15 protein-coding genes are annotated in these 26,072 nt (G+C 46.8%); 9 read left to right on the top strand and 6 right to left on the bottom strand.

The features are described from left to right. Positions 1-57: 57 nt before the first annotated feature. Positions 58-1,242 (bottom strand): aspartate aminotransferase family protein, encoded by a 1,185-nt coding sequence (locus ACRBG0_RS21170; RefSeq protein WP_431488846.1) that lies wholly within the window; start codon positions 1,240-1,242, stop codon positions 58-60. A gap of 221 nt (positions 1,243-1,463) precedes the next feature. Between ACRBG0_RS21170 and ACRBG0_RS21165 the strand changes: the two genes are divergently transcribed. Continuing rightward, complete coding sequence (locus ACRBG0_RS21165; protein ID WP_431488845.1) at positions 1,464-2,168, top strand: glycoside hydrolase family 25 protein; 705 nt, start codon at positions 1,464-1,466, stop codon at positions 2,166-2,168. Between the two features lie 308 nt (positions 2,169-2,476). Here the strand turns inward: ACRBG0_RS21165 and ACRBG0_RS21160 are convergent, their stop codons facing one another. After that, entirely contained in the window at positions 2,477-3,808 is a 1,332-nt protein-coding gene (locus tag ACRBG0_RS21160) for a flavin-containing monooxygenase (protein WP_431488844.1), read from the bottom strand. 117 nt (positions 3,809-3,925) lie between these two features. Here ACRBG0_RS21160 and ACRBG0_RS21155 point away from each other — a divergent pair, with 117 nt between their 5' ends. The 5 genes from ACRBG0_RS21155 (at position 3,926) to ACRBG0_RS21135 (ending at position 10,867) form a co-directional block, all read left to right on the top strand. After that, positions 3,926-6,295 (top strand): amino acid permease, encoded by a 2,370-nt coding sequence (locus ACRBG0_RS21155; protein WP_431488843.1) that lies wholly within the window; start codon positions 3,926-3,928, stop codon positions 6,293-6,295. A gap of 131 nt (positions 6,296-6,426) precedes the next feature. After that, positions 6,427-7,239: a TPR end-of-group domain-containing protein gene (locus tag ACRBG0_RS21150; protein WP_431488842.1), complete on the top strand. Its 813-nt coding sequence runs from the start codon at positions 6,427-6,429 to the stop codon at positions 7,237-7,239. Between the two features lie 21 nt (positions 7,240-7,260). Further along, entirely contained in the window at positions 7,261-7,920 is a 660-nt protein-coding gene (locus ACRBG0_RS21145) for a CBS domain-containing protein (protein WP_431488841.1), read from the top strand. Beyond that, complete coding sequence (locus ACRBG0_RS21140) at positions 7,913-10,177, top strand: DUF5682 family protein (protein WP_431488840.1); 2,265 nt, start codon at positions 7,913-7,915, stop codon at positions 10,175-10,177. Before ACRBG0_RS21145 ends, ACRBG0_RS21140 begins: the two co-directional genes overlap by 8 nt. 24 nt (positions 10,178-10,201) lie before the next feature. Beyond that, entirely contained in the window at positions 10,202-10,867 is a 666-nt protein-coding gene (locus ACRBG0_RS21135) for an NAD-dependent epimerase/dehydratase family protein (RefSeq protein WP_431488839.1), read from the top strand. A gap of 61 nt (positions 10,868-10,928) precedes the next feature. Here the strand turns inward: ACRBG0_RS21135 and ACRBG0_RS21130 are convergent, their stop codons facing one another. Together ACRBG0_RS21130 and ACRBG0_RS21125 are read right to left on the bottom strand one after the other, a co-directional pair. Continuing rightward, entirely contained in the window at positions 10,929-11,840 is a 912-nt protein-coding gene (locus ACRBG0_RS21130) for a hypothetical protein (RefSeq protein WP_431488838.1), read from the bottom strand. Between the two features lie 53 nt (positions 11,841-11,893). Continuing rightward, positions 11,894-12,070, bottom strand: coding sequence for a hypothetical protein (locus ACRBG0_RS21125; protein ID WP_431488837.1), 177 nt, complete (start codon positions 12,068-12,070; stop codon positions 11,894-11,896). Positions 12,071-12,328: 258 nt separating this feature from the next. On the opposite strand from ACRBG0_RS21125, the gene uvrA reads away from it, so the two are divergent. From uvrA to ACRBG0_RS21110, 3 genes are all read left to right on the top strand, one after another. Continuing rightward, positions 12,329-15,223 carry an excinuclease ABC subunit UvrA gene (gene uvrA / locus ACRBG0_RS21120; RefSeq protein ID WP_431488836.1) on the top strand — a complete coding sequence of 965 codons (2,895 nt, stop codon included), beginning with the start codon at positions 12,329-12,331 and terminating at the stop codon, positions 15,221-15,223. 301 nt (positions 15,224-15,524) lie between these two features. Beyond that, positions 15,525-16,403: an ABC transporter ATP-binding protein gene (locus ACRBG0_RS21115; protein ID WP_431488835.1), complete on the top strand. Its 879-nt coding sequence runs from the start codon at positions 15,525-15,527 to the stop codon at positions 16,401-16,403. Positions 16,404-16,415: 12 nt separating this feature from the next. Next, complete coding sequence (locus tag ACRBG0_RS21110; RefSeq protein ID WP_431488834.1) at positions 16,416-19,997, top strand: M1 family aminopeptidase; 3,582 nt, start codon at positions 16,416-16,418, stop codon at positions 19,995-19,997. A gap of 351 nt (positions 19,998-20,348) precedes the next feature. On the opposite strand, the gene ACRBG0_RS21105 is transcribed toward ACRBG0_RS21110, so the two are convergent. Both ACRBG0_RS21105 and ACRBG0_RS21100 read right to left on the bottom strand, forming a co-directional pair. Continuing rightward, positions 20,349-22,754, bottom strand: coding sequence for a T9SS type A sorting domain-containing protein (locus ACRBG0_RS21105; protein ID WP_431488833.1), 2,406 nt, complete (start codon positions 22,752-22,754; stop codon positions 20,349-20,351). A gap of 710 nt (positions 22,755-23,464) precedes the next feature. Further along, the gene (locus tag ACRBG0_RS21100) at positions 23,465-25,888 is read right to left on the bottom strand and encodes a T9SS type A sorting domain-containing protein (RefSeq protein WP_431488832.1); all 2,424 of its coding nucleotides are present in this window, start codon (positions 25,886-25,888) and stop codon (positions 23,465-23,467) included. Positions 25,889-26,072: the final 184 nt, after the last annotated feature.

Genomic DNA, 26,072 nt, shown 5'->3' with positions numbered 1-26,072 from the left:
AAAATGTCCCAAACCACTTAGTGCCGGATCTATTACCTCTGCTACTGAGTTCGTATATCACAACTGCTCAATTCCTTTTAATACAATTGCACAAGCTTTACGAATCTCTTCTTCGGTAATGATCAACGGCGGGGCGATGCGCAGACTCCGGTCATTGAAGAGAAACCAATCGGTGATCAGCCCATTTTCGAGGCAGTGCTTGATAACGGTTTGCACCTCGTTGAAGCTGGCCAGCTCAACAGCGAGCCACAGTCCGGCGCTACGCACCTCTACAATACGGGGGTGCTGCAATAGTTCTAAAAACAATTGCTCTTTTGCAGGCACTTGGGCAATCAGGTTTTCTTCGAGGATAGCTTGCAAGGTAGCCAGCCCGGCAGCCGTGGAAACAGGGTGGCCGCCAAAGGTAGTAATGTGACCAAGGATAGGGTCGCTGGCCAGGGTGTGCATTATGGCTTTGGGCGCAACAAAAGCCCCGATGGGCATGCCGCCCCCCATGCCTTTAGCGATCAGAAGTATATCGGGAACGACTCCGTATTGCTCAAAAGCCCAGAGGGTACCGGTACGACCGTAGCCGGCTTGTATTTCATCGAGAATCAGGAGTGCCCCGACTTCGTTGCAGCGCTGTCGAACGGCCTGCAACCAAGCTTTGCGCGGGCGGCGCAGTCCCCACTCTGCCTGGACGGTCTCCAGGATTACAGCTGCCGTTTTGGTCGTAATTTTGGACAAGCAAGCGTCGGAGTTAAACTCGATATGTTTTATTCCTGGCAATAAGGGGTGAAAAGCCTGGGTAAAATCTTTGGGCCACATCAAACTGGCAGCTCCCTGAGAGCTACCGTGGTAGGAATGCGTAGCGGAGACAAACTCGTGCCGGCCAGTATAGCGCTTGGCTAACTTCATGGCGCCTTCTGTAGCTTCGGTGCCACTATTGGTAAAGTAAACACTGTCTAGCGGAGCCGGAAGTTGTTTGGCGATCAGGCTGGCCAATTGTACCTGCGGAGCAAGGACAAACTCACCATAGACAATGGTATGCAGGTATTTATCCAATTGAGCCTTAGCTGCATTAACGACCTTGGGGTGCCGATGGCCGAGGCTGCTCACGCCAATGCCTGCAATCAGGTCTAAATAAGCCTTGCCTTGTCTGTCGTAGAGATACATACCTTCGCTTGAGGCAATCTCAAGGCCGAGGGGGAAATCACTGGTTTGGGCAACGTGTGCAAGAAAAAGCTGGCGTAAATTGGGCATAATACGGTTCTAGAAATTAGTTAATGACGCTGCAAAGGTACAATCGCTGGCTTAGTATTATTCTAAATAAGTCGGCCAGTATACAGCATCTCTCCTTTTGATCGCCACCAAATAATAAACGGGAAAAAGAACCAATCTAAAGGCATCTTTTCCGTAATATTGAGCGTTATTGGATTAATGGAGGGCGAATTCAATAAAAAACATTCTTCAATTATCTACTCGTGTTAAGGTCACTACTTCCAATTATTACTATTGTTTTTATTCTGGTTGCCTGCCAGGGTGACACCGTTCGCAGGGTAGATTTTGCTATTCAAGGTATTGATGTTTCTCGTTATCAATTGGCTATCGATTGGCCACAGGTTGCTCAGCAAGATATTCATTTTGCTTTTGTAAAAGCGACGGAAGGGTCCACGCATTTAGATACCCTTTTCCAAGAAAACTGGGCGGCAATTCGAGAGGCGGGTCTGCGCCGTGGTGCTTATCATTTTTTTCGCCCCACCACCGATCCACTAGCACAGGCTCAGCATTTTATCGACCAGGTAGAACTACAAGATGGCGATATGCCCCCTGTTTTAGACATTGAGGTACTAGACGACAGCCACCCTGCACTACTTCTTGTTTCCTTAAAGACATGGTTGGATACGATTTATGAATATTACGGCGTGCGCCCCATTCTCTATACCAATCTCAAATTTTACAACAAACACCTTGCTGGCCATTTTGATGAGTATCCGCTCTGGATAGCGCGTTACAGTGAGGAAAAACCCGTACTGGCCTGTGGCCGCGAATGGCAGTTTTGGCAATACGGCAACCGAGGCAAAATCATGGGTATCAATGGCTATGTTGATTTCAATGTCTTTGCTGGTAGCTGGCAGGAGTTAGACCAACTTTCCTTTGGTCAGCATACTGTTCTAAGTTTAAACTAAAGTTAATCTTCCCTTAAGGCTGGCTTCACCCACTCACTGCATCTTTGTAGTGTTAATCCTTGATTTCTTGCTGTATTCATTTTTCCATTCTTTACACTATTCTTTTGTGTGTATGAATAGATTTACTTCAGGGCCAGCATATTGTTTCTCAAACAATATACTGGCCCTTTTTAAGATAGGTAATACTTAATCTGTGTTTAATCTTTACTTCACATCCTCTAACGTTCTTTGCATTATAAGAAATAAGTCGAGCTAAACTTGACGATGCTTTAAGCTTTTATCCTATACTGTAGCCCTTTTTGCTGTGTTCATGCGTTATGGAGCACAGCTTTTTTTTGCCCGGTCCAGTCTGGAGCTGATGTGGGGATTTGCCGTAAAAGCTGCTTGCGAAAACGCTGATAGTGTACTTCGATGGTATGCCGCTGGTTGCGTGTAAATTCTTTAGCTATAAAATCACTGTCTTTTTCTGCCAATGCTCCAAGGTCTGCTGGTCTTTGCCAACGCTCCATAATATAGTTCGCTGCCAACTTTGCCTGTAAATCACTGAGTGGCCAAATAGCGCCTTGTGGCTGAAACAAGCCAATAAAGACCAAGCTGGGATAGTCTTGATGAAACATACGCAGGTAGAGTGGAACGCGATCAGCCTCTTCGTAATTGATAAAGTCTTTTTTGAAAAACGGTAGCGTTATTTTATAACCCGTTGCCGCTAAGACCGTGTCGTACTCCTCTTTTTTACCATCATTGAAAGTAATTTCTTTGCCTTCAATTTTTGTTATCCCTGAACGGGGATGCACTTTCCCATGGCGAATTTTGTACAATAACTCTGAATTGAGTGTAGGGTGAGCTGCTGTGACCGGAAAATCTGGCTTTGGAAGGTTATAGCTCTCGTAATTCCCGACCATCAACTTCAGCGTAAGGCTTCGTATCAGGTTGCCCAACGGCTTGGGCAGGTAGGTAATAATTTTATTAAAGGTGTCTGTGGGTTTGCCCAAAAAAAACTTCGGAATGATGTATTGTGCCCGGCGGATACTGATCGCTGATTGCTTAGCCACACGGCTAATCTCTACGGCACAATCACAGCCAGAATTGCCGGAACCGATGACTAAAACCCGCTTGTCTTTAAAAGGCTCATTGGTTTTATATGCATGAGCGTGTAAGTATTCGCCAGAAAACGCTTCTTCTACTCCTTCAGGGTGACGGGGTACATTGTGGTGACCATTTGCAACCAGCAAAAAATCGAAAATCTGGGTTTCTTCTCCATTGATTTGCAGCTTCCATTGCTGGTTTTCCAAAAGTACAGCCTCCGTGATCCTACTATTAAATTGAATATGAGGATATAGATTAAAGTGCCGAGCATAGGACTGAAAATAAGCCAACACCTGTTCGTGAGAAGGGTAATCGGGGTAATCTTCCGGCATCGGATAATCTACATAAGCAGACAGTGTTTTCGAAGAAATAATATGTGTTGTTTCACACACACTAGAGTGAGAAAGCTGTGGTGAGTAAATCCAATTCCCCCCAACTTCAGCATTTTGTTCGTAACAAACCACATCTTTTATACCTGCTTGTAACAGGTTTTTCACTGCCGTAATACCAGAACAGCCCGCTCCTATAACTGCTACGCGCGTTGATTTTTTCATTTCTTTTTTTATTGCTAAGTGTTACGCTAATATAAAAACGTAGATTAGATATTGGTTTACAATCAAGCTTCAAAGCTTTGATTTAAAAAGAATCACACATATCATTACCTTGCCATAATGAATGATCAGTTAAAGCAAAAATTCGGTACAGGGCCAGTATTTTTTACGGCCATTTCTACCATTCTTGGAGCCATCATGTTTTTACGCTTTGGCTTCGCCGTAGGTAGCGTAGGTTTTGTTGGTACGCTCGCTATTATCTTCATTGGTCATGCTGTAACTATCCCCACCGCAATGGCTATCGCAGAAATAGCCACTAACCAAAAAGTAGAAGGTGGAGGAGAGTATTACATTATTTCTCGCTCTTTTGGGCTGGTCATTGGGTCTACTATTGGGCTAGCGCTATACCTCTCTCAAGCTATCAGTGTAGCGTTTTATATCATGGCTTTTACAGAGGCTTTCAGCACAGGTATTGACTGGCTAATCACTAGTTTTCAGATTCCAGCGTGGGGAATATGGCTGTTAGAACAAAAACAACTCATCAGTGTACCCGCGCTCCTGATACTCACAATGATTGTATTGACTAAAGGTGCAGACCTGGGTGTAAAAGCGCTTTACGTCGTTGTAGCAACACTGGCGATTAGTATGATTGCTTTTTTTGCAGGAACTACTGATTATGAAGCCAATAACCGATTTGACCCGCTGGCGACCGTTTACAATACCGCAACAAATGATGATACGACGGTTATCGCTCTCCCTCCTCCTGTGGTAGAAGACAGCGCTAGTATGTTTAAAGAAGTTCCTGTAATCAGGAACCAAACGACTCCAGCAGCCCCTAATTCCCAAGGGCTTTCTCTTGGTTTCTTTACCGTATTTGCCATCATATTTCCTGCCTTTACGGGTATGACAGCGGGAGTAGGGCTTTCTGGAGATTTACGCGACCCTGGTCGTTCTATTCCCCTTGGAACACTGGCAGCTACTATTGGCGGTATGTTCGTCTACTTTTTGATTGCTTATAAATTAGCGGTCTCTGCAAGTCCTGAGGATTTAGCCGACACCTCCAAGTTGGTGATGGCTGATATTGCCATTCAAGGGTGGTGGCTTATTCCGGTAGGGTTAGCTGCTGCAACGATTTCTTCCGCACTCGGATCTATCATGGTTGCACCACGTACTTTGCAGGCGATTGCCCGAGACAAAATATTCCCCACACCAGCACTCAACCGCTGGATATCGGTAGGTAAAGGTAAAAACGACGAGCCCTACAATGCTTCTGTCATCACGGTAGTCATCGCGCTCATTTTTATTTCTATGGGGGCGATTGATAGTGTCGCAGAAGTTATTTCGATGTTTTTTATGGTTACTTACGGGTCGCTATGTTTGATTTCTTTTTTAAACCACTTTGCAGCCGACCCGAGTTACCGGCCCAAGTTTCGCTCCAAGTGGTTCATCTCCTTGTTTGGTGCCATTGCTTGTTTTGGTTTGATGTTTTTCATGAATACGACGTACGCTTTATTAGCTGTTGTTTTTATTATTGGCTTGTATTTCCTGATCTCCTCTTTTAACCCCGACAAAAGGAGTATTGCTGTAATTTTCCAGGGAGTAATTTTTCAATTGAGTAGAAGGCTTCAGGTGTTTTTGCAAAAAGCTGATAAAGAAAAGGGGAACTGGCGACCTTCTGCCGTAGCCCTTACCAGTGATTCTTTCCAACGACTGGGGGCATTCGATATGCTTCGTTGGATTGCTCAGAAGTATGGTTTTGGTACTTACATTCACCAGATCAAAGGCTACTTGTCTCGGCAAACCAACCAGGAAGCAAAAGATATCAAAGAGCGCCTCATCCGGATGGGAGAGGCCAGTTCCAGTAATATTTATGTAGATACCCTCATCAGCCCATCCTACACCTCTAGTGTTGCTCAGGTTATCCAATTACCTGGGATTGCCGGCACCGAAAACAACCTGCTACTGTTAGAGTTTTCGAAGCACGCACCTACCGACCTGGAAGATATTGTTGATAACTTCAAACTCATTCGTTCTGTTGACTTTGACGTGGCTATACTGGCGAGTTCTGAGCGAGGATTTGGTCTTAAGAAAGATATCCATATTTGGCTTACCAGTAAAGATTTCGACAACGCCAACTTGATGATTTTGCTGGCTTACGTCTTACTTGGGCATAAAGATTGGGGAGAAGCAGAAATAAAAATATTTGCGCTCTACCCTCAAGACACCTGTGAAGTTGAACGCCAACATTTATACCAATTGATTGAGGCCGGGCAGCTACCAATATCTACTCAAAACATCCAAATCATTGCGCGGAACCCCAATCTGGATACCGTCAGTATTGTCAATGAAAAATCACGAGATGCAGACCTGACCATTCTTGGTTTCAGAGAAGAAGCCGTAAAACACAATGGCAAAGATGTTTTTATGGGTTACAGCAACATTGGTAACATTTTATTTGTTAATGCCGTAGAACAGAAGGAAATAAAATAGCACTACCTCTTCTTGGTCTACCCCTTGGCTAGATCTATCGAATATGTCGGCTTCCTATTTGGGTAATGTAGATTTTTTCTACATCTTGCACAGCACGTACCGATATGATTAACAGTGCACGATAAATTATTATGAAAAATAAAACAGTGGCCGGTATTCTGGCCCTGGTTGCAGGCTACATGGGATTGCACCGATTTTACCTTGGGCAGGTAGGATTGGGCATCGGCTATATAATATTACTCCCCATCTTCCTTGTTACCGGCTTATGGTTCTTTCTGTTTATCGGCTTGATTGACGCGATAGCCCTTTTTTCGATGGATCAAGGAGCTTTTAATGCAAAATACAACAAGCACCTTGAAGGAAATCAGGGCTCGTTCAAAAACCGCAATGAACGACGTAAACAAAACCGAAACCAACGTTATGAAGATCGTAATAGTCGTCGATACGAGCAAGTAGCTCCCAAGCGCAGTTCGTCTCCCAAAAAGAACCCGCACCTTAAAGAGGGAAAGGCCAAATTTAAAGACTACGATTACGAGGGAGCTATTATCGATTTCAACAAGGCACTAAAAATCGACCCTAAAAATATTGCGGTTCATTTCAACCTCGCTTGTGCTCATTCCTTGATGGAACACAAAGACAAAGCGTTTTATCACCTCGACCGGGCCGTAGCCCTTGGGTTTGATGATACGGAAGTTATTAAAACCCGTGACCACCTCGCTTTTTTACGGATTCAACCTGAGTTTTTACCGTTTGAAGCCAATGGTTTTCGACTTGCCAAGCAACTAAAGACTCCTCAGGAGAATCTATTGGATAAGCAGACTGCTCCAAAGCAGGCTCCCCAGAGCGATTTACTTGATCAACTCCAAAAATTGGCAAAACTCAAAGAAAAGGGATTGTTGACGGAAGAAGAATTTCAAGTACAAAAAGAAAAGCTATTGCGTTAAAAGCTTAATCTCCCAACGAACATGACTGCTGAACAACTTATCTCCGACATTATTATTCCTCTCCGTACTTCTGATACAGGGGAAGAAGCCCTAGGCATTATGAACGAGTTTTATGTTCGTCATCTGCCTATCGTTAATCAGCATGAATTACTGGGGTTGTTATCAGAAGATGACATTCTTGACAATGATGCAGAGGCAGCTGTAGGCGGTTACAACCTTAGTTTGCAACACCCTTTTGTGCGTACCAAAGATCATCTTTATGATATTATCCGGCTCGTAGCTGACCATCAACTAACCGCCATTCCTGTTGTTGATGAAAAACGGCACTACGCTGGCCTCATTACCGCCGAAGATTTGCTCCGCCACTTTGCCGAGAACGGCACCTTCCGCGAACCTGGTGGCATTATCGTGTTGGAAATGGTTCGTCAGGATTATTCGCTGGCGCAGTTGGCTCGGATCGTCGAGTCGGAAAATGCGGTTATCCTGAGCGCTCATGTGCAAACCTTCCAGGAATCTCCCCGCATTGAAGTGACCCTCAAGGTTAACAAACAAAACATCACCAATATTCTGGCTTCTTTTGAGCGTTTCGATTTCGTCATCAAAGCAACCTTTAACGAGGTAGAATACTTTGACAGCCTGCGCGAGCGCTATGATAGCTTCATCAGCTATTTGAATGTCTAAAAATAAACCTTCCTTACAAGTTTTCGGTATTCGCCATCACGGCCCCGGTTCTGCTCGGCGTTTGTTACAAGCATTGGAGCGTTGGCAACCCGACTGCCTACTTGTCGAGTTCCCGGCTGATGCACAGAAGGAACTGGAACAGATGGGGCACCTGGCCCTGGAGCCTCCGATAGCATTGGTGGTCTATGACCAAAACAATATCCAGCAAGCTTATTATTACCCTTTTGCCCGGTTTTCACCGGAATGGCAGGCACTACGCTGGGCTGCGAGGGCGGGCGTCGCCTCCGAAGCTATAGACTTACCAGTAGGCACGCAGCTTGCACTTAAAGAGCAAAAACAACTGGAAGTTGGCGAAAAAGTCGCCGATCCATGGCAACGCGACCCATTGGGGGAAGTCGCTCGTTTGGCTGGTTTTACTGATCGAGAACAATGGTGGGACCTTACTTTCGAACAAGAAACAGATGACTTCGCTTTGTTCAGTGCCATCAATGAACTCATCGCAACGCTGCGCTCGGAAGCCCACCAGAATAGTCGAGAAACACTGTTGCGAGAAGCTTTCATGCGTAAAGCGCTCCGCAAAGCAATGCGCGCTGGTTACGAACGTGTCGCTATCGTTTGTGGCGCATGGCATAGCCCGGCATTGCTCGATGTGGCAAGGTATAAAGTAGCAGCCGACACCCAAGTGCTCCGTGGTTTGCCGAAAGTAAAGGTAAAAGCCGCCTGGATTCCCTGGAGCTATCCCCGCCTTTCGCGGGAAAACGGCTATGGCGCAGGTGTAAAATCACCCGCCTGGTATGAATTGCTTTACGATTACAACCGGGAAGCGACGATTCACTGGATGGTAAAGGCCGCCCAACTGCTGCGCAAAGAAGGCTTGGATACCTCGCCAGCACATGCCCAGGAGGCCGTGCACCTGGCGTACACACTAGCGGGTATGCGCGGGCAACGTATTCCCAATTTGGGTGATTTGCATTCCGCCGCACTCAGTATTCTTTGTCATGGATCCGAGGAGCGGCTACAGTTGATTGAAAAGGTATTGATGCTGGGCGAAAAAGTGGGTCAAGTGCCCGAGAATGCTTCTGTCGTTCCGCTTCAGAAAGACCTCACCCAACGCTTAAAGACAACCCGCCTGACCAAGTACTGGGGCATCACTGGCGAAAAATGGCTCAAAGGAACCAAAACCAATCCGCGCGGGGGCATCGACCTTCGGGAAGACAATGATTTGCAAAAAAGCCAATTACTGCATTCTTTACAAATTCTTGATATTAGCTGGGGACACCAGCAAGAAGTAAGCGCCAACGACCTCGGTGCTTTCAAAGAACTTTGGCTACTCCAATGGCAACCCGAGTTTAGCTTGAGCATCCTGGAAGCAGCTATGTGGGGCAATTCCCTGCCGGAAGCTGCCGACAACAAGCTGCGCCAACAAGATCCAACGGCTAACATCCTGCAATTATCACAAGCCGTCCTGTTGGGGCTAAAAGCCGATTTGCGCCCAGCCGTAGACGTCGTCACCCAACTACTCCGCGACCGATCAGCGCTGACCAAAGATGTGCAGGAGCTACTAGCGGGCTTGCCCACGCTCATCAAAATTATTCAGTACGGCGATGCCCGTAAAACGGATGTGACAGCGCTGGCTATTTTGGTAGAAGAAATTGCGCCAAGATTAGCGGCAGCCCTGCCAGCTTCCGCCATGAATATTGACGAAGAAGCTGCGCAATTATTGTTGAGCGATTTTCTGGCGACTCACCGTGGATTGTGTCAATTGGCACTGCCTTTGCTCGATGATCACTGGTGGCCTGCGGTAGAGAAACTGGCCAATATTCCCGGTATTGCACCGCTGTTGAAAGGACTTGCTACCCGCTTGCTATTCGATCAGGAAAGGCTGGATTTGGAAGAAACCAGCCAGCGTTTGGATTTCGCCCTTTCCCCGGGCAACGAACCCATGGAGGTCACCAATTGGCTGGCCGGCTTCTTAAACGGCAGTGGTTTGTTGTTGCTGCACCATCCGCCGCTGTGGCAATTGGTCGACCGCTGGGTGCAAGCCTTACCGTTGGACGAATTGGAACCTCTCCTGCCGCTCTTGCGGAGAACGTTCGCCCAGTTTAGTCCGGGCGAGCGGCAGCGTATGTTGGGCTTGGTACAAAAAGGCTATCAGCCGGAAGATGAGCAAAAGGTAAGGCAAGAATCGCCCCCTGTAGTTGCTTCGCCGCTGGCGGAAGATTTGTTGGTGGCGATTCGGGGGTGGATTATGGAGTGATTTTATAAAGAAAAAACAATTCAAATGAAAGTAATAATAACAGGTTCTACAGGAATGGTTGGTCGTTCAACACTCAATGAGTGCTTGGTGAATGACAAGGTTAAAGAAGTTCTTGTCGTTAATCGTAGAGAACTGGGGATTTCACATCCAAAACTTAAAGAATTAATCCATTCCGATTTTACAGATTTTAGTAAAATCGCCGATGAGTTTTCAGGCTTTGACGCTTGCTTTCACTGCATGGGGGTTACATCTGTAGGTAAAAGCGAGGCAGAATTTACCACGTTTACTTTTGATATCACAAAGTCATTAGCTGACGCGTGTCATTCTGCTAATCCTGAAATGGTTTTTAATTATGTGTCTGGCACGGGTACAGACTCAAGTGAACAAGGAGAAACGATGTGGGCCAGGGTGAAAGGAAAAACAGAAAACTATGTCCTGAACAAAGGATTTAAAGATGCTTACATGTTTAGACTTGGAGCGCTTATCCCTGAAGGAGAAGTAAGCTCAGGAGCCAGCTGGTATAAATACATCTATATCCTAATGAAGCCTTTAAATCCTTTGCTAAAAAAAATAAAGTCTGTTACAACTAGCAGTAAGTTTGGTAAGGCGATGATAAATTCAGTGTCTGCAAACCAGGATTTAAAGCATTTGGAAGGTGTAGATATTAATCAACTGGCCGGAAATGATTAAAAGAAAACAGGAATGAGCCCGATAGCAGATAGAAATTTGAATTGATGGAAAAAACTGGGCATTAGTCACTTAAACCCTTGATTGTAATAGTTGGCAGTAGTTTTTTATACCGTTCGAGTGAAGATTTATCTATCGCATCTCCCATCCCTTGAAATAATAAAACCGCGTTTTTATTTCCGAAACAACATAAATAAAGCAACCCTGTATCGCCATCGCTTTTAGTAGTTACTTCTAATTCCATAAAGTATCCCTCTTCACCAGCGACGGTAATAGTCCCTTCGTCCATTGTTTTGATGGTCATTTCCTCATTAAGGCGGAATTTATTTCTCATCTCAATGAGCAAATCCTGTGGTCTTGCCTGTAAAAGAACTTGCCCTGGGAGCTGCATAATCAACAGCATGTCCTCACTTCCTTCGTGTTCAAATCCAAAGCTATTCATTGAAAAATTCGCAAAAGACCAACCTTGCTCTTCAGTACCTATCGTAAACAAAGCATGCTCTTCCATTGGATCCAATGTGGATGGACGGTAACTCACCGATGACAGCATTTTTAATAGCGGAGCGAGTTCAAAATCTTGTTCATTATTTACGATGATATTGAAGAAGCCACAAAAGTTTTCCGCTCCAAAAAAGACCTGGTATATTTTAGGAGTAGTTGCTAAATCAAAAAACAAAGCATCGTATTTTCCAAATTTAAAGGCTCTCTTCTCTTTTAGTTCAATTCCTTTTGCTGCGTAATCACTCTGAATATTATCAAAGTCACTTTTCTCATTTTCATAATTTACATCTGCCATTTCGAGCATGCCTACAGTGACATTACCATCCGTAATTCCATTACTCTCTGCCAGAAGTGTGTATGCTTCAGGGATTTCTAGATAAAAATTCGTCCCTGGGATTTGAGTAGCTGTTCCTTCACTTTGTGCGTTAGTTGAAGTTACACAAAACAGTATCAGTAAAAATGAGAAAATACGCATTCTTGATTTTTAAATTATCGCAACAATTACGATAAAAAGTTCTTAATAATTACTCAATCCCCCACTACCCGCGCAATAGTCATCCCTACCAACAAAATGATAATTAGATAAATAATACCCAGCGCCGGATCATGGCGGGCAGAATCCCACAAAGGCTCAACCCGTTTCCAGCCAGCGGTAAACGCGCCAAAAATTAAGAGTGCAATTAAAATCCAACGTCCTTTGCGCATCCTTCCTCCGTTTAAAAATTACGCTTATTACTTCTGATCTTCAGTATTAACAACGCTAGTAGCAAAAGGATGACGGTGGCGGAGAGGATCATGGTTTCTGTGTCTCCGAGTTGCATATTTTCAGGTATCATAGTTTACTCAATCATTGATTGTCTGAATAATATCGCTAATTTAGCGGTTTGCTAAACCTCAACCTAGGGTTTGTGGTTTGCAATGTGTAACAAAAAGACAGCAGGGCTCATTTGAAGCGCTAGATACATGGCTAAATCAGCATCACCCCTTACAGAAGAGGTCGGTATTTCCGACGAATTATTCAACGAAGACTTCATTCAGGTCACCGGTGCCAATGAGCACAACCTGAAAAACATCAATGTGGCTATCCCACGTGACAAACTCGTGGTTGTTACTGGCATCAGCGGTAGTGGTAAATCGTCGCTGGCTTTTGATACCATCTACGCCGAAGGACAGCGCCGCTACATGGAGACCTTTTCGGCTTATGCCCGCCAATTTATTGGTGAGATGGAGCGCCCTGAAGTCGAACAGATTACCGGCCTGAGCCCCGTGATCAGTATCGAACAAAAGACCACTGGCCGCAATCCGCGGTCGACTGTGGGGACGGTAACCGAAGTTTATGATTTTCTCCGCTTGCTCTACGCCCGGATCGGCGAAGCTTACAGTTACGAGACCGGCAAGAAGATGGTGAGCTATACCGAAGAGCAAATCCTGGAGCAGATTTTTTCTGATTTTGAGAATCGTAAAATATCGGTCCTCTCTCCACTGGTACGTGGCCGTAAAGGACATTACCGTGAGCTTTTTGAGCAGATGCGCAAGCAGGGGTATACCAAAATGCGGATCGACGGAGAAATCACCGACCTCACACCAGGCTTGCAAGTAGACCGCTATAAAGTACACGATATTGAATTGGTGATTGATCGCCTTAAAGTGAGTGATGAACGTAGGGAACGATTAGCCAACAGCTTGCAAATAGCCCTTAAAATGGGCGGCGACCTCGTCATGATTGCCGATCATGAAGACGATACCGTTGTAGCTTTCAGCCGTAGCTTAATGGACGCTGATAGTGGCCTTTCTTACGAAGAACCTTCGCCAAATACCTTCTCTTTCAATTCACCGTATGGCTACTGCCAGGAATGTAAAGGTTTGGGTGTGGTGAATCAGGTAGACGAAGACAAAGTCATCCCGGACCGTAGCAAGAGCATCAATGATGCCGGTATCGCGCCTTTTGGGGATGTGAGGGATAACATGACCTTCAAGCAGCTGCGGGCCATTGCCAAGAAGCATAATTTTACGTTTGCTACCCCTATCGAGGACATTCCAGCGGAAGCCCTAAAGGCAATTTTGACTGGAGGAGACAACAGCTTTCGCGTGAAGAGCAAGAGCTCACACGACTTGTCTTACAACCTTGCCAAAGAGGGTATTGTGCCTATGCTGAAACGCTGGTATGACAACTCTACGTCGGAAAAGATCCGGCGTTGGGCAGAGGACTTTATGACCATTAGCACCTGCCCTACCTGCAATGGACAGCGACTGCGTAAAGAAGCCCTCCACTTTAAAATCAACGAAAAAAATATTTCTGATCTTGCCGTTTTGGACCTCGTGGCCCTCAACGAATGGATGGAAACGGTAGACCAACACCTGAGTGATCGCCAAAAGCTGATCGCTCGTGATATCATCAAAGAAATTCGGTTTCGCTTGGAGTTTTTGCTGCAAGTAGGACTCGACTACCTCAGCCTTGACCGCCCCGGCCGGACACTCTCCGGCGGAGAAGCACAGCGTATTCGTTTGGCTACTCAAATTGGTTCGCAATTAACGGGGATCACCTATATTTTGGACGAACCGAGTATTGGCCTGCACCAACGTGACAACCAACGCCTGATTGAAGCGCTTCGGGAATTAACCGACATTGGCAATACCGTGCTCGTCGTCGAACACGACCGCGATATCATGCTGGCCTCTGATTACCTTATCGACCTGGGGCCGGGAGCCGGACGACTTGGTGGTGACCTTGTGGCCCAGGGCCTCCCTGCTGATATTGTAAACGCCGGTAAAACAACAACCGCTCAGTATTTAAGTCGCAAAAAAGATATCGAACTGCCGGAGGAACGCCGCAAAGGTTCCGGGAAATTCATGGAGCTGAAAGGCGCTAGTGGCAATAACCTCCAAGACGTAAGTGTGAAAATACCGTTGGGCACATTTACTTGTGTGACCGGCGTATCAGGTAGTGGAAAATCTACTTTGATCAACGAAACGCTGTACCCCATTTTGCGGCAGCATTTTTATCGTAGCCTGAAGCCACCCTTGCCTCATAAATCCTTCAAAGGCCTAGATCATGTGGATAAGGTGATTGAAATTGATCAATCTCCTATTGGGCGGACACCACGTTCCAATCCAGCCACTTATACGGGGGTATTCACTGATATTCGTAGCTTGTTCTCCAACCTTCCGGAGGCCAAAATCCGTGGCTACAAGCCTGGTCGTTTTTCCTTTAACGTGAAAGGTGGCCGGTGTGAAACCTGTCAGGGGTCAGGAATGCGCCGAATAGAGATGAACTTCCTTCCGGATGTCTACGTAGAGTGCGAAACCTGCCTTGGCCGTCGCTATAACCGCGAAACGCTGGAAATTATCTACAAAGGAAAATCCATTAATGATGTACTCGAAATGCCGGTACACGAAGCCGTGGAGTTTTTCCAGCCTATCCCAAAGATATTCCGTAAGCTAAAAACTTTGCAAGAGGTAGGCTTGGGTTACATTACCTTGGGCCAGCAGGCCACTACTCTTTCTGGCGGAGAAGCACAGCGGGTAAAACTTGCGGAGGAACTATCAAAAAGAGATACTGGAAATACGGTTTACATCCTGGATGAACCAACCACTGGTCTTCACTTTGAAGATATTCGCTACCTGCTGAAAGTACTGATGAAGCTGGTAGATAAAGGTAATACGGTAATTGTTATCGAACACAACCTCGACGTCATCAAGGTCGCCGATCATATTATTGACATGGGGCCGGAAGGTGGTCGTCGTGGTGGGACTTTAGTGGCCAGCGGCACCCCGGAAAAAATTGCTAAAAACAAGAAGAGCCACACTGGGCATCATTTAAAAATTGAATTGGCGGAGACGATAGCGGGGGAGCAGTAGCGTTTTTTTTGATTTTATAGCTTCGGATGTCTTGGTGTTTTCTTCTACGCTCGGTGTGTTGCGCTGCGCTTGCGGAGCACCGACTACGTCAGCGGGAAGCCGTGTTTTACGCGAGCATATGCTTCGTTTCTATTTTTCGAATGGTGGCTAATTTCCCTCAACTTATCTAAGAATAGCGGCTGTATGTCTAGAATGCCGGAGTAGGATAGCGTTACTCGGCAGGTTTTCCTTAACTTGGATGGCACATTATTTTTGTGTTGTCTCTTATCACACCCATTTTTTTTGGAAAACCTACTGATAAATGTCCTTACTTAAGATTAATGGCCTGAATAAAACCTATCCTAATGGCACGCGCGCGCTCGTAGATGTCGATTTGGAACTCTCTAAAGGAATGTTTGGCCTGTTGGGCCCCAATGGTGCAGGAAAATCGTCGCTGATGCGAACGCTGGCAACCTTGCAGGAAGCTGATTCTGGTACGGCTTTTCTTGGCGATATTGATATCCTCAACGATCCACAATCGGTGCGTAAAGTACTGGGGTATTTGCCACAGGAGTTTGGCGTGTATCCACGGATTACGGCTGCTCAGTTGCTTGATCATATTGCGACTTTGAAAGGCATCAGCAATGGAAATACCCGTAAGGATCTGGTAGAGTATTTGCTACAAAAAGTGAACCTGTATGAAGCGCGCAACAAGAAAGTAAGCGGATTCTCTGGTGGGATGAAGCAGCGGGTGGGTATTGCGCAGGCACTGATTGGCAACCCGCAACTGATTATCGTAGATGAACCCACGGCGGGCCTTGACCCCGGCGAACGCAACCGCTTTCATAACTTGTTGGCAGAAGTAGGCGAAGAGGTGATCGTGATCTTGTCTACTCATATTGTAGATGATGTGCGGGAATTGTGTACAGATATGGCAATTATGAACCTAGGGCAAATTGTGTATAAAGGCACCCCGACTGATGCTCTCACTTCGCTGGAAGGCAAGGTATGGCGCAAGACGATAGACCGTTCGGAGAAGGCAGCTTATGCTGCGCAGCATACCATTATCTCTGATAAAATGGTGGGAGGCCAGCCACAGATTCATGTACTGAGTGATCAGCAACCAGGTGATGGCTTTGTAGAAGTAGCCCCTAATCTGGAAGATGTGTTCTTTACTACTATTCACGCCACTGTTGCCTAAATCCCCCAGACTATGTTTTTTACTTTTTTCAAACGAGAAGTCTTTTCGGCGCTCAAGCGGCCGATGATTTATATTTTTATGTTTATCGTGGCGCTATTGGTGTTTTTTGCCGTGGTGAGCGACAATGTGATGATTGGTGGCGCAGTAGGTGATGTACACAAGAATGCTCCGGCGGTGATTGGGGTGTTTGTAAGTGTGCTCAATATTTTTGGACTCCTTTTTGCGACCGCTTTTTTCAACAATGCGGCCCTGCGTGATTATCAATACCAGTTTAGCGAAATCCTTTTTAGTACACCACTCAGCAAGGCGGGGTACTTTTTTGGTCGCTTTATGGGCGCCTGGCTACTGTCTACCCTCGTGATGGTAGGCGTATACCTGGGAGTTGTTGTTGGTGGGGTTTTAGCACCTATTTTTGAATGGGTCGGCCCAGAACGACTTGGGCCTACGCCCTGGGGAGCGTTTTTTAGCAGCTACTTTTTATTCGTAGTGCCCAATATGTTCTTTGCAGGAACGATCATTTTCTTGCTGGCCACGCGCTTCAAGAGTACTATTATTTCTTTTGTAGGAACCCTGCTGATTATCGTGGGCTACATCATCTCTTTAAGCCTTACTAGCGACATTGACAACCAGGCAACAGCAGCCTTAGTGGATGTTTTTGGTATTTCAGCCTACGATTTGGACACCCAGTATTTTACACCAGCAGAACGCAATGTAACAGGGCCTGCTTTTGGCGGTCACTTGCTGATCAATCGCTTGTTGTGGATGGGCATTGGGTTGGCCGTTTTGGCGCTTTCCTACTTTGGGTTCTCCTTTGCTACTAAAGCAAAAAAGCAAAAGAAGGCTAAGAAAGAGAAAGTGGCAACGGTAGAGAAAAAAATTATCTATCAGCCTTTGATACCTGAAACCATTGAAGAAATATCGGGCTGGCAGACTTTCCGGAGCTTTTTTAAGATCAACTTTCTATCGATGTTCAAGAGCAGTACCTTTGTGATCCTGCTTTTGTTTTCCTTCATTTTATTGGTTTCTAACCTTTGGGGGGGATTTGAATATTTTGGGTTGAAATCTTTTCCGGTGACCTACAAAATGCTGGACGAGGTCAATAATCTTTCCTCGCTTTTTGTACTTATCATCCTGGTGTTCTTTAGCGGGGAGCTGGTTTGGCGTGACCGGGATAACCACATCAACGAAGTGATAGATGGCACGCCGCACCGGTCGGTAATTTCACTGGTAGCGAAAACCTTGTCGCTGGTTTCTCTGGCGAGTATCCTGCACCTTACCTTGATGGTAGTGGCTATTCTATACCAAGCGTTTAATGGGTATACCAATTTTGAATTGAATGTTTACCTGCGGGACTTTTTTACAGGTGCTTTTTTGGTGTATCTCACTTGGGGAGGTTTACTGATCTTTATACAAGTTGTTATCAATAACAAGTACCTCGGCTACTTTGCTTCTGTGGTATTGTTGTTTATGTTGGATATCATTTATCTGGTCTTGAAAATCGAGACCAATATGCTGAGTATCGGCGGTACCCCAAGCACGATGTATTCTGATATGAATGCGTTTGGCCCAGGTGTGACAGGAAGTTTCTGGTTCAATGGTTATTGGGTGCTGTTTGGTATCCTTACCGTCATATTAGCGGCCTTGCTTTGGCCACGCGGCACCAGTAAAACGGTTAAAGATCGTTTGGCTGCCGGGCGTAAAGCACTGGGCAGTAGGTATTATGGAGCGTTGGGATTCTTTAGTGTAGCCTTTATTGTAGTGGCTGGATTTGTGTATTACAATACGCAAGTGCTCAATCCGTATAAAACTTCTCATGAACAGGAATTACAACAAGTTAGCTACGAAAAGCAGTACCGCAAATACCTTGATGCTCCAACCATTAGTATTTTGGATACCAAATACTTTATTGACATTTACCCAGAGACACGAACCACCAATGGACGGGCAGAACTTTTGGTGACCAATAAAAATGAAGTAGCACTGGATTCACTGATATTTACGGTGTCGGAAAGCTACCACCAGCAGGTCGAAATACCCAATAGCGAACTGGTTTTTGAAGACGAAGAATTGGGCTTCCTCATTTATAAATTGAACCAACCGCTACAGGCCGGCGACAGCATGGAGATGGTGGTTAGTTTTGATTACACCCCTAAAGGGTTTGAAAATGAGGTTTCAAATATGTCTGTCTTGAAAAACGGCACATTCTTTAACAATGGAAGCATTTTGCCTTCCTTGGGCTATGACCCCAATTTTGAATTGGGCGATAAAAACAAGCGGCGCAAATACGACCTGCCTGAACGCCAGCGGATGCCTGATTTACAGGAAAACTGTTCGGACCTCTGTATGAGCAATTATTTGACCGACGGCACCTCCGATTGGGTAATGGTCGAAACATTTATTTCGACTAGCGAAGATCAGATTGCTATTGCACCGGGCTCTTTGGTGAGCAAAGAAGTGAAAGACGGGCGTGCCCACTACCACTACAAAGTAGACCACCCTTCGCAGAATTTCTACTCTTTCATTTCTGCGGATTATCAGGTGGCTACCCGACCATGGAAAGGCATTGACCTCGAAGTCTATTATCATCCCGATCATGGTGTAAACGTAGAACGGATGCTGGACGCCTTGGAAAAGTCGATGAAGTATTACACCGAAAATTTCGGTCCGTATTATCACAAGCAAGCGCGGATTATCGAGTTTCCTCGTTACGCTACGTTTGCCCAGGCTTTTCCCGGCACCATGCCGTATTCCGAAGCATTTGGCTTTATCATTGACCTGGAAGGAGAGGACAAGAACAATGTGGTAGATGCTGTAATTGCTCACGAGATGGCCCACCAATATTGGGCGCATCAGGTGATCGGAGCCAACATGAAAGGATCAACGATGTTGAGCGAAAGCTTTGCCGAGTATTCTTCTCTGATGGTAATGAAACAAGGAACAGATGAGGTGCAAATGAAAGACTTTCTCAAGTATGATTTGCAACGTTATCTACGTGGCCGTAGCCGCGAAACAGAACAGGAGCAACCACTGATGAAAGTCGAAAACCAAGGGCATATTCATTACGGAAAAGGTTCGGTGATCCTCTATGCGCTGCAGGATTATATCGGCGAAGACAAAGTGAACGCTGCCCTGCGTGGCTTCCTGGAAGAGTTCCGTTACAAGGAACCTCCTTACCCAACAGCCTATGACTTTATGCGTTACCTGGAACCGCAGGTGCCAGACTCTTTACAGTATCTAATAGCCGATTGGTTTGAAGACATCACGCTGTACGACCTGCGTATGGAAGAAGCAACCGCCAAAGCTTTGGATAATGGTAAATACGAAGTGACCGTCAATTTCTTAGCCAAGAAACTAAAAGCAGACGGCGCCGGTAATACTAATGAAGCTACCCTCAACGACTGGATCGACATTGGTTTTTATGCCGATCGCGACGAAGAGGAGCTGATTATGCGCCAGCGGATTTATCTCACCCAGGAAGAAGGCGAGTTGAGCTTCACACTAGATAAACTTCCCGCCAAAGCGGCCATAGACCCACTGCGTTTATTGATCGACCGTGTCGATGATGACAATGTGAAAACAGTGGTGGTAGAGTAGGTTTGGTCAGGTTGGCTTGGAAGTGCTATGGTTGATGGCTTTTCAATCTGACCGTATTTGGTATAAGGTAGAGGGATTTGTTGGCCGCAAGGGGCAGCAGATCCCTTTGCTTAAGTTCCCCAAAAAAGCCCGCCGCTTCTCTCGAAGACGACGGGCACTCTCCCTTAAAAAAAGCTAATTTCTTGTGGTCTTTAGGACCCACCCCGGCCCTCCCTGAAAGGGAGGGGGTAAGGATAGGTGCAGTTCCCTCCCTTCCAGGGAGGGTTAGGGAGGGTCATGTAAAAAGGTAAGCGTTGTCCCGGAAATTTCGGATGGATAAGCGTGTAAAAAGCGCTAACCCTTACACCCTGCTTACTCCTTCACGACCTTCGCCGAGTACACCTCCTGGCCAGCGTACATCTTCAAGATATACAAGCCCGCCGGCTGCGCACCCAAGTCGATGCTGGTGCCAGGCTGCTGCTGGCTTACGACCAAGCGGCCGGTAGCGTCGTAGGCTTCTACTCGCTCCATGTCGATTTGAGGCAGTTGTACCAGACCATTGGTAGGGTTAGGGAAGACGCTCAGGGCGGTTTCTGAGATGTTGGTCACGCCTACGGAGCCTTGGTTGGTGATTTGGATATTGAAGGTACCTGTTGCACCGAAATCACTATTATTAACTAATAAAGAGTACTCTACGCCAGCTTCGGTTTGCCAATCAAATCCAAAGTCGTCCCCTGGAGGAAAATTACAGTTCAATTCAATGAGACTTTCACATTCGCCGGAATAGAGAACATTATTAAGATTGAGGGTGGCATCAACACTAGCAATATTGTAGAGGTTACCATCTCCTATGAACGTAAACCAAATGGGGCTGGCTTCTGTAAAGCCTATTCCACAGATAGTAGATGTGGGATCGGTACTCGAAACGCTGTAGCCGTTATTATCATATTCCTCCGACAACTGCGGCACCATCTGCGCTTGACCAAACAAGTTGTTAATATCAATTGCATCCGCACACTCATCCCCCGGCAGCGGCTCCGTCACATTGGTTACTTCTAAACAAAAATCTCCAACCGTTCCATCAAAACCATCTACGAGGATCAGGTATTCTACGCCTTCTTCGGTATCGAATTCCATGAAAAAGGCCAAGCCTCCAGCAGGATCGTCATCATTACAGGCTACGGTGGTAAGATTGCCGCAGCTGCCGCTGTAGACCACTGCCTGAAGGTCTATTCCACCAGGGCCGGTGCACACGGTATTGCGTACCTGGTAGGTGTTGCCATCGCCCGTGAAGGAGAACCAGCCACTGTTTTGGAGCTGGTCACCTCCATAGAAGCAGTCGAAGCCAGCCGTAGGGTCGTCAGCACCCGTTGTAAAGTTGGTATTGTTGAACATGTTGGTCGTTTGCGGCTCATTGTAAGGCCCGCCAAACTGAGCAGAGATGTCAATCGCCTCATCGCAAAGATCGCCGGGTACAGCTAGTGCCGTTACTGTAATAACAGCCCCTTGCTCACCACCACAACCATTGGCATCTGCGTAAGTATAAGTGATGACATTTTCGCCTTCGCCCGCTGCTGCCGGGTCAAAGCTGTAGGTCATGCCATTGCCGTCGTCGGTGACGCCGTTGCCGGAGTATACACCACCCGCAGGCATACCGCCACTGAGGCCAGCTTGCACACCCGCATCTACTTGTACGCTGAGACCGCCGGTGGAGAAGGTGATGGTGGGGGCGGCTACGACTTCAAGTGTAGTACTAGCCATCACGCCACCAAGTGTGTAGGTAACGTTAAAGGTTCCTACTCCTCCCGCTGCTGTAGGGTTGAAAGAGAAGGTACTGCCGTCGCCATTGTCGGTTACACCAGGGCCGGAGTACACACCACTACTTGGTGAAGCACCGCCGAGCATCATCGGCATATCATCCGAACAAACATTAGGTAGGTTGGAAAATGCGGGGGTGCCGATCGCCAGTTTAGAAACCTTACCTGTTGCTCCAAAGGTACCACCCGTCTGGGCGATATACATATCTATACCGTCAAACGCGACATTGCGAGAACCCACGATGCCCTCCGTTACTACTGCTTCAGCTGTAGGCGTATCAGCATTAAGGTTAATTCTGGAAACTTGACCGCCTTCGGCAATATATAGGAAGCTACCATCCAGTGTTATTCCAGCAGGCTGGGTAAAGCCAGTAGCTACTGTTGTTACCACTGCAGGTGTTTGGGTAATGTCGACCTTTACGATCGAAGAACTACTAAATACAGATAGATAGATGGCATCCCCAAATTTTGCTATGCCTAAAGGAGCAGATAATCCACTCGCTATCACAACAGGCGTAGGGGTTGCTTCCGTGAGGTCTACCCGTATTAATTGATTTACTCCCTCGTCGGTGATGTAAAGAAAGTCACCATCAACGAAAAGGTCATTCGGGGTGGCAAGTCCTGTACTGAGCACTACTTCAGGTACTGGAGTAGCCTGGGTAAGATCAATCCTGGAAATTCTATCGGCTCCGCTTTCGCCGTAATAGAGGAAGTCTCCACTGATGGTCATGGCTGCTGGGCTGCTTAATCCAGTCAGCACTACTTCAATAGCAGGTGGAGCGGGAGCAGTAATGTCAATCTTGACAATACGACCTGCTCCTAGTTCTGCAATGTAAAGATCGTCTCCGTACAGGGCACAATCATAGGGGAAGGTTAAGCCTGTTAGAATATCCGTCACCTGCGCCTTGGCAGTCATCATGCTCAAGGAGCACAGTAAAAATAAAAGATAAAACTTTTTCATAAAAATTTTTAATTGGGTTCAATGCTTACTCTTTTCTGGATTTTCAGCTTCCTCCATTTTTTTGAATAGGGGTTTTCAGGATCCACCCTAGCCATTTTGACCCACCCTAATCCTCCCTGCCAGGCCATCCAAACTGCTGCACTGAAAAGTACCGATGCAGTACTGCAGAGCAGACTAAAAGCAGGCACAAGAATGTAGTGTAGATCATGGCTTTTGCGTTTCGTATGTGGGTATATGTCAGGTGGAGTGGTAGAGGTAAGTGCGGGAGCTGTTTTTTTAAAAAAAATTCTTACCGAAATTCTTAGCGCAAGTATCTCTTGTTTCTTAGTGGAGGGCTTGACGGAATTGGACATTCTCAGGGGGGAGGCTGGGTTTTAGTGGTTTATCGATCATTACGGAGGGAACGGTCACTAAGCTGTCAAATATTTATGAGCATAGTTGCTCGTGGTAGCAGACCCCTTCGCTTTTTTTAGAATTAACAAAAAAGCCCGCCGCTTCTCTCGAAGACGACGGGCACTCTCCCTTAAAAAAAGCTAATTTCTTGTGGTCTTTAGGACCCACGCCGGCCCTCCCTAGAAGGGAGGGGGTAAGGATAGGTGCAGTTCCCTCCCTTCCAGGGAGGGTTAGGGAGGGTCATGTAAAAAGGTAAGCGTTGTCCCGGAAATTTCGGATGGATAAGCGTGTAAAAAGCGCTAACCCTTACACCCTGCTTACTCCTTCACGACCTTCGCCGAGTACACCTCCTGGCCAGCGTACATCTTCAGGATATACAAGCCAGCAGGCTGTGCACCCAAGTCGATACTAGTACCGGGCTGCTGCTGGCTCACGACTAGGCGGCCGGTAGCGTCGTAGGCTTCTACGCGCTCCATGTCGATTTGAGGCAGTTGTACCAGACCGTTGGTAGGGTTAGGGAAGACGCGCAGGGCGGTATTTGCGATATCGGTGACACCGGTAGTACCCTGATTGGTGAATTCGAGGTTGAAAGTATTCGATAACTCAGGGAAATCTTCCGTCACCATCAAGAGGTAATCGACGCCTGCTTCCGTCTCTATGTCGATACCAAAATTGGCAACGCCCCCTTGATAAGCGCAAGCTACTTCCGTAAGCATCCCGCAAGTGCCAGTGAACAAGACCCCGGCTAGTGGGGCATCCAGGTTGCTGTTGTTGATGCTGTTGATCGTATAGCGATTACCATCGCCAGTGAAAGCATAGTACATAGTCGCGGTGCCGTCTTGAAGTTGGAAAAAACAAGAAGGTAGGAGATCGGTATCATCGGTGTTGTATTCCGCATTGTCATAAGTGTCCGATACCTGCGGTACCATCTCTGCTTGGCCTATCAAGGCACTGATGTCGATGGGATTGGTACACATTTCACCAGGTAGAAGAGGGTCTGTCAGGTTCGTCACCTCGATACAAAACTCTCCAACCGTTCCATCATAACCATCTACGAGGATCAGGTATTCTACGCCTTCTTGGGTGTCAAATTCTAAAAGGAAGGTTAGCGTTCCTCCGGCAGGGTTGTCGTCATTACAGGCTACTGTGGTAAGGTTACCGCAGGTGCCGCTATAGGCGACTGCCTGAAGGTCGAGGTCGGCATTAGGGCCAGTACATTGTACGTTGCGTACCTGGTAGGTATTGCCATCACCTGTGAAGGAAAACCAGCCAGAGTTTTGTAGCGCATCACCTCCGTAGAAGCAATCGAAACCAGCAGCGGGGTCATCTGCACCTGTAGTAAACATGGTGTTGTCGAATAAACCAGTCGTTTGTGGCTCATTGAAAGCTTGCCCGAATTGAGCAGAGATGTCAATCGCCTCATCGCAAAGGTCGCCGGGTACAGCTAGTGCCGTTACCGTAATGATAGCCCCTTGCTCACCACCACAACCATTCGCATCCGAATAAGTATAAGTGATCACATTTTCACCTTCACCCGCTGCGGCGGGATCAAAGCTGTAGGTCATGCCGTTGCCATCGTCGGTTACGCCGTTGCCGCTGTACACACCACCCGCAGGCATACCTCCGCTGAGGCCAGTTTGCACACCAGCATCTACTTGCACGCTGAGGCCGCCGGTAGAGAAGGTGACGGTGGGGGCGGCTACTACTTCCAATGTAGAGCTGGCCATGCTTGAGCCAATAGTGTAGGTAACGGTAAAACTACCCGTACCCTGGCCAGCTACGTCAAAGGTGAAGTCTTCCCCGTTGCCATTGTCAGTTACGCCGGGGCCGCTGTATACGCCGCCGGTGGGGGAGGCACCGCCGAGGGTGACCATGTCTTCATTAGCACAAGTAACGGGCAGGGAAAAAGTTGGGAGTAAACCTTCTACTTTGTATACCCGATTGTCATTGGTGATGTATAGGATACCTTGGTAGACCACGGTACCCCAAGGATCACTTAAGGAAACCCCTGGTACGGAAGTCGATGTAGGCATAGCGTCGTTTAAGTTAACTTGCCGCAGGCCGCCGACTACTGCAGTGAACAATAAACTACCATCAATACTTAGGCCGACAGGTTGGCCAGGAACACTAGCTACCGGAGTAACGGTTGGGTTCGCCTCCAGATAATTAAAGGAAGAAACTCTATTGGCATTAGTCTCTGTAATGTACATTTGATTGCCCCTAACTGCTAACCCTGCTGGGCCCGAAAGGCCACTGACCACGGTGACGGGACTTGGTGTGGCAGCTGTCAAGTCAATTTTGTCGATGCGACCAAGGGTCTGAGGGGCATAAAATAGCTCATCGCCAGCAACGGTCATACCTATTATTCTGGTCCCACCCGGGTGAGGGATCACCTGCTCCAGCATTGGCATACTACTACTAAGGTCGATCTTATGAATACCATTTTCGCGGGTTCCTATGTACAATACATCACCGTAGAAAGCCAAGCCAAAAGGATCATTAGCGTCATTGATAGGTAAGGTAGCTACCGTCTCTAGCATAGGCATAGTGGCGGTAGGGTCAAAACGATACACTGCATTTGCTGTGCGCCCACTAACGTAAATAAGGCCATCCTTTTCCGCTAAGGCATAAGCCGCGCCAACGCCTTCGATGGCTACGGATTGGGTTTGGGCGAAGAGTGTACTCGTACTTCCGTAGAGTAGCAGTGATAGGATGAATGTTAGTAAAAATGAATTTCTCATCAGCAAAATTTTTTGATAAATAAACTGGGTACAATGCTTACTCTGTTCTGGATTTTCAGCGATCTCCATTTTTTTGAATATGGGTTTTAGCTCCCTCCTCGGTCCTCCCTCTCGAGGGAGGAAGGTGGGATAGGAGTTTGGCAAGGAATAGCACTTCTGTAATGCGCTCCACCTTCTATGAATA

The organism is Lewinella sp. (genome assembly GCF_050633125.1).
Taxonomy (GTDB): Bacteria; Bacteroidota; Bacteroidia; order Chitinophagales; family Saprospiraceae; genus Lewinella.
This window is presented reverse-complemented; position numbering and strand designations above follow the sequence as displayed.

Bases quoted from the DNA above. Each gene is read 5' to 3' on its own strand.
- ACRBG0_RS21170 (WP_431488846.1), bottom strand. From the start codon at position 1,242: ATGCCCAATTTACGCCAGCTTTTTCTTGCACACGTTGCCCAAACCAGT.
- ACRBG0_RS21160 (WP_431488844.1), bottom strand. From the start codon at position 3,808: ATGAAAAAATCAACGCGCGTAGCAGTTATAGGAGCGGGCTGTTCTGGT.
- ACRBG0_RS21155 (WP_431488843.1), top strand. From the start codon at position 3,926: ATGAATGATCAGTTAAAGCAAAAATTCGGTACAGGGCCAGTATTTTTT.
- ACRBG0_RS21150 (WP_431488842.1), top strand. From the start codon at position 6,427: ATGAAAAATAAAACAGTGGCCGGTATTCTGGCCCTGGTTGCAGGCTAC.
- ACRBG0_RS21145 (WP_431488841.1), top strand. From the start codon at position 7,261: ATGACTGCTGAACAACTTATCTCCGACATTATTATTCCTCTCCGTACT.
- ACRBG0_RS21140 (WP_431488840.1), top strand. From the start codon at position 7,913: ATGTCTAAAAATAAACCTTCCTTACAAGTTTTCGGTATTCGCCATCAC.
- ACRBG0_RS21135 (WP_431488839.1), top strand. From the start codon at position 10,202: ATGAAAGTAATAATAACAGGTTCTACAGGAATGGTTGGTCGTTCAACA.
- ACRBG0_RS21130 (WP_431488838.1), bottom strand. From the start codon at position 11,840: ATGCGTATTTTCTCATTTTTACTGATACTGTTTTGTGTAACTTCAACT.
- ACRBG0_RS21125 (WP_431488837.1), bottom strand. From the start codon at position 12,070: ATGCGCAAAGGACGTTGGATTTTAATTGCACTCTTAATTTTTGGCGCG.
- uvrA (WP_431488836.1), top strand. From the start codon at position 12,329: ATGGCTAAATCAGCATCACCCCTTACAGAAGAGGTCGGTATTTCCGAC.
- ACRBG0_RS21115 (WP_431488835.1), top strand. From the start codon at position 15,525: ATGTCCTTACTTAAGATTAATGGCCTGAATAAAACCTATCCTAATGGC.
- ACRBG0_RS21110 (WP_431488834.1), top strand. From the start codon at position 16,416: ATGTTTTTTACTTTTTTCAAACGAGAAGTCTTTTCGGCGCTCAAGCGG.
- ACRBG0_RS21105 (WP_431488833.1), bottom strand. From the start codon at position 22,754: ATGAAAAAGTTTTATCTTTTATTTTTACTGTGCTCCTTGAGCATGATG.
- ACRBG0_RS21100 (WP_431488832.1), bottom strand. From the start codon at position 25,888: ATGAGAAATTCATTTTTACTAACATTCATCCTATCACTGCTACTCTAC.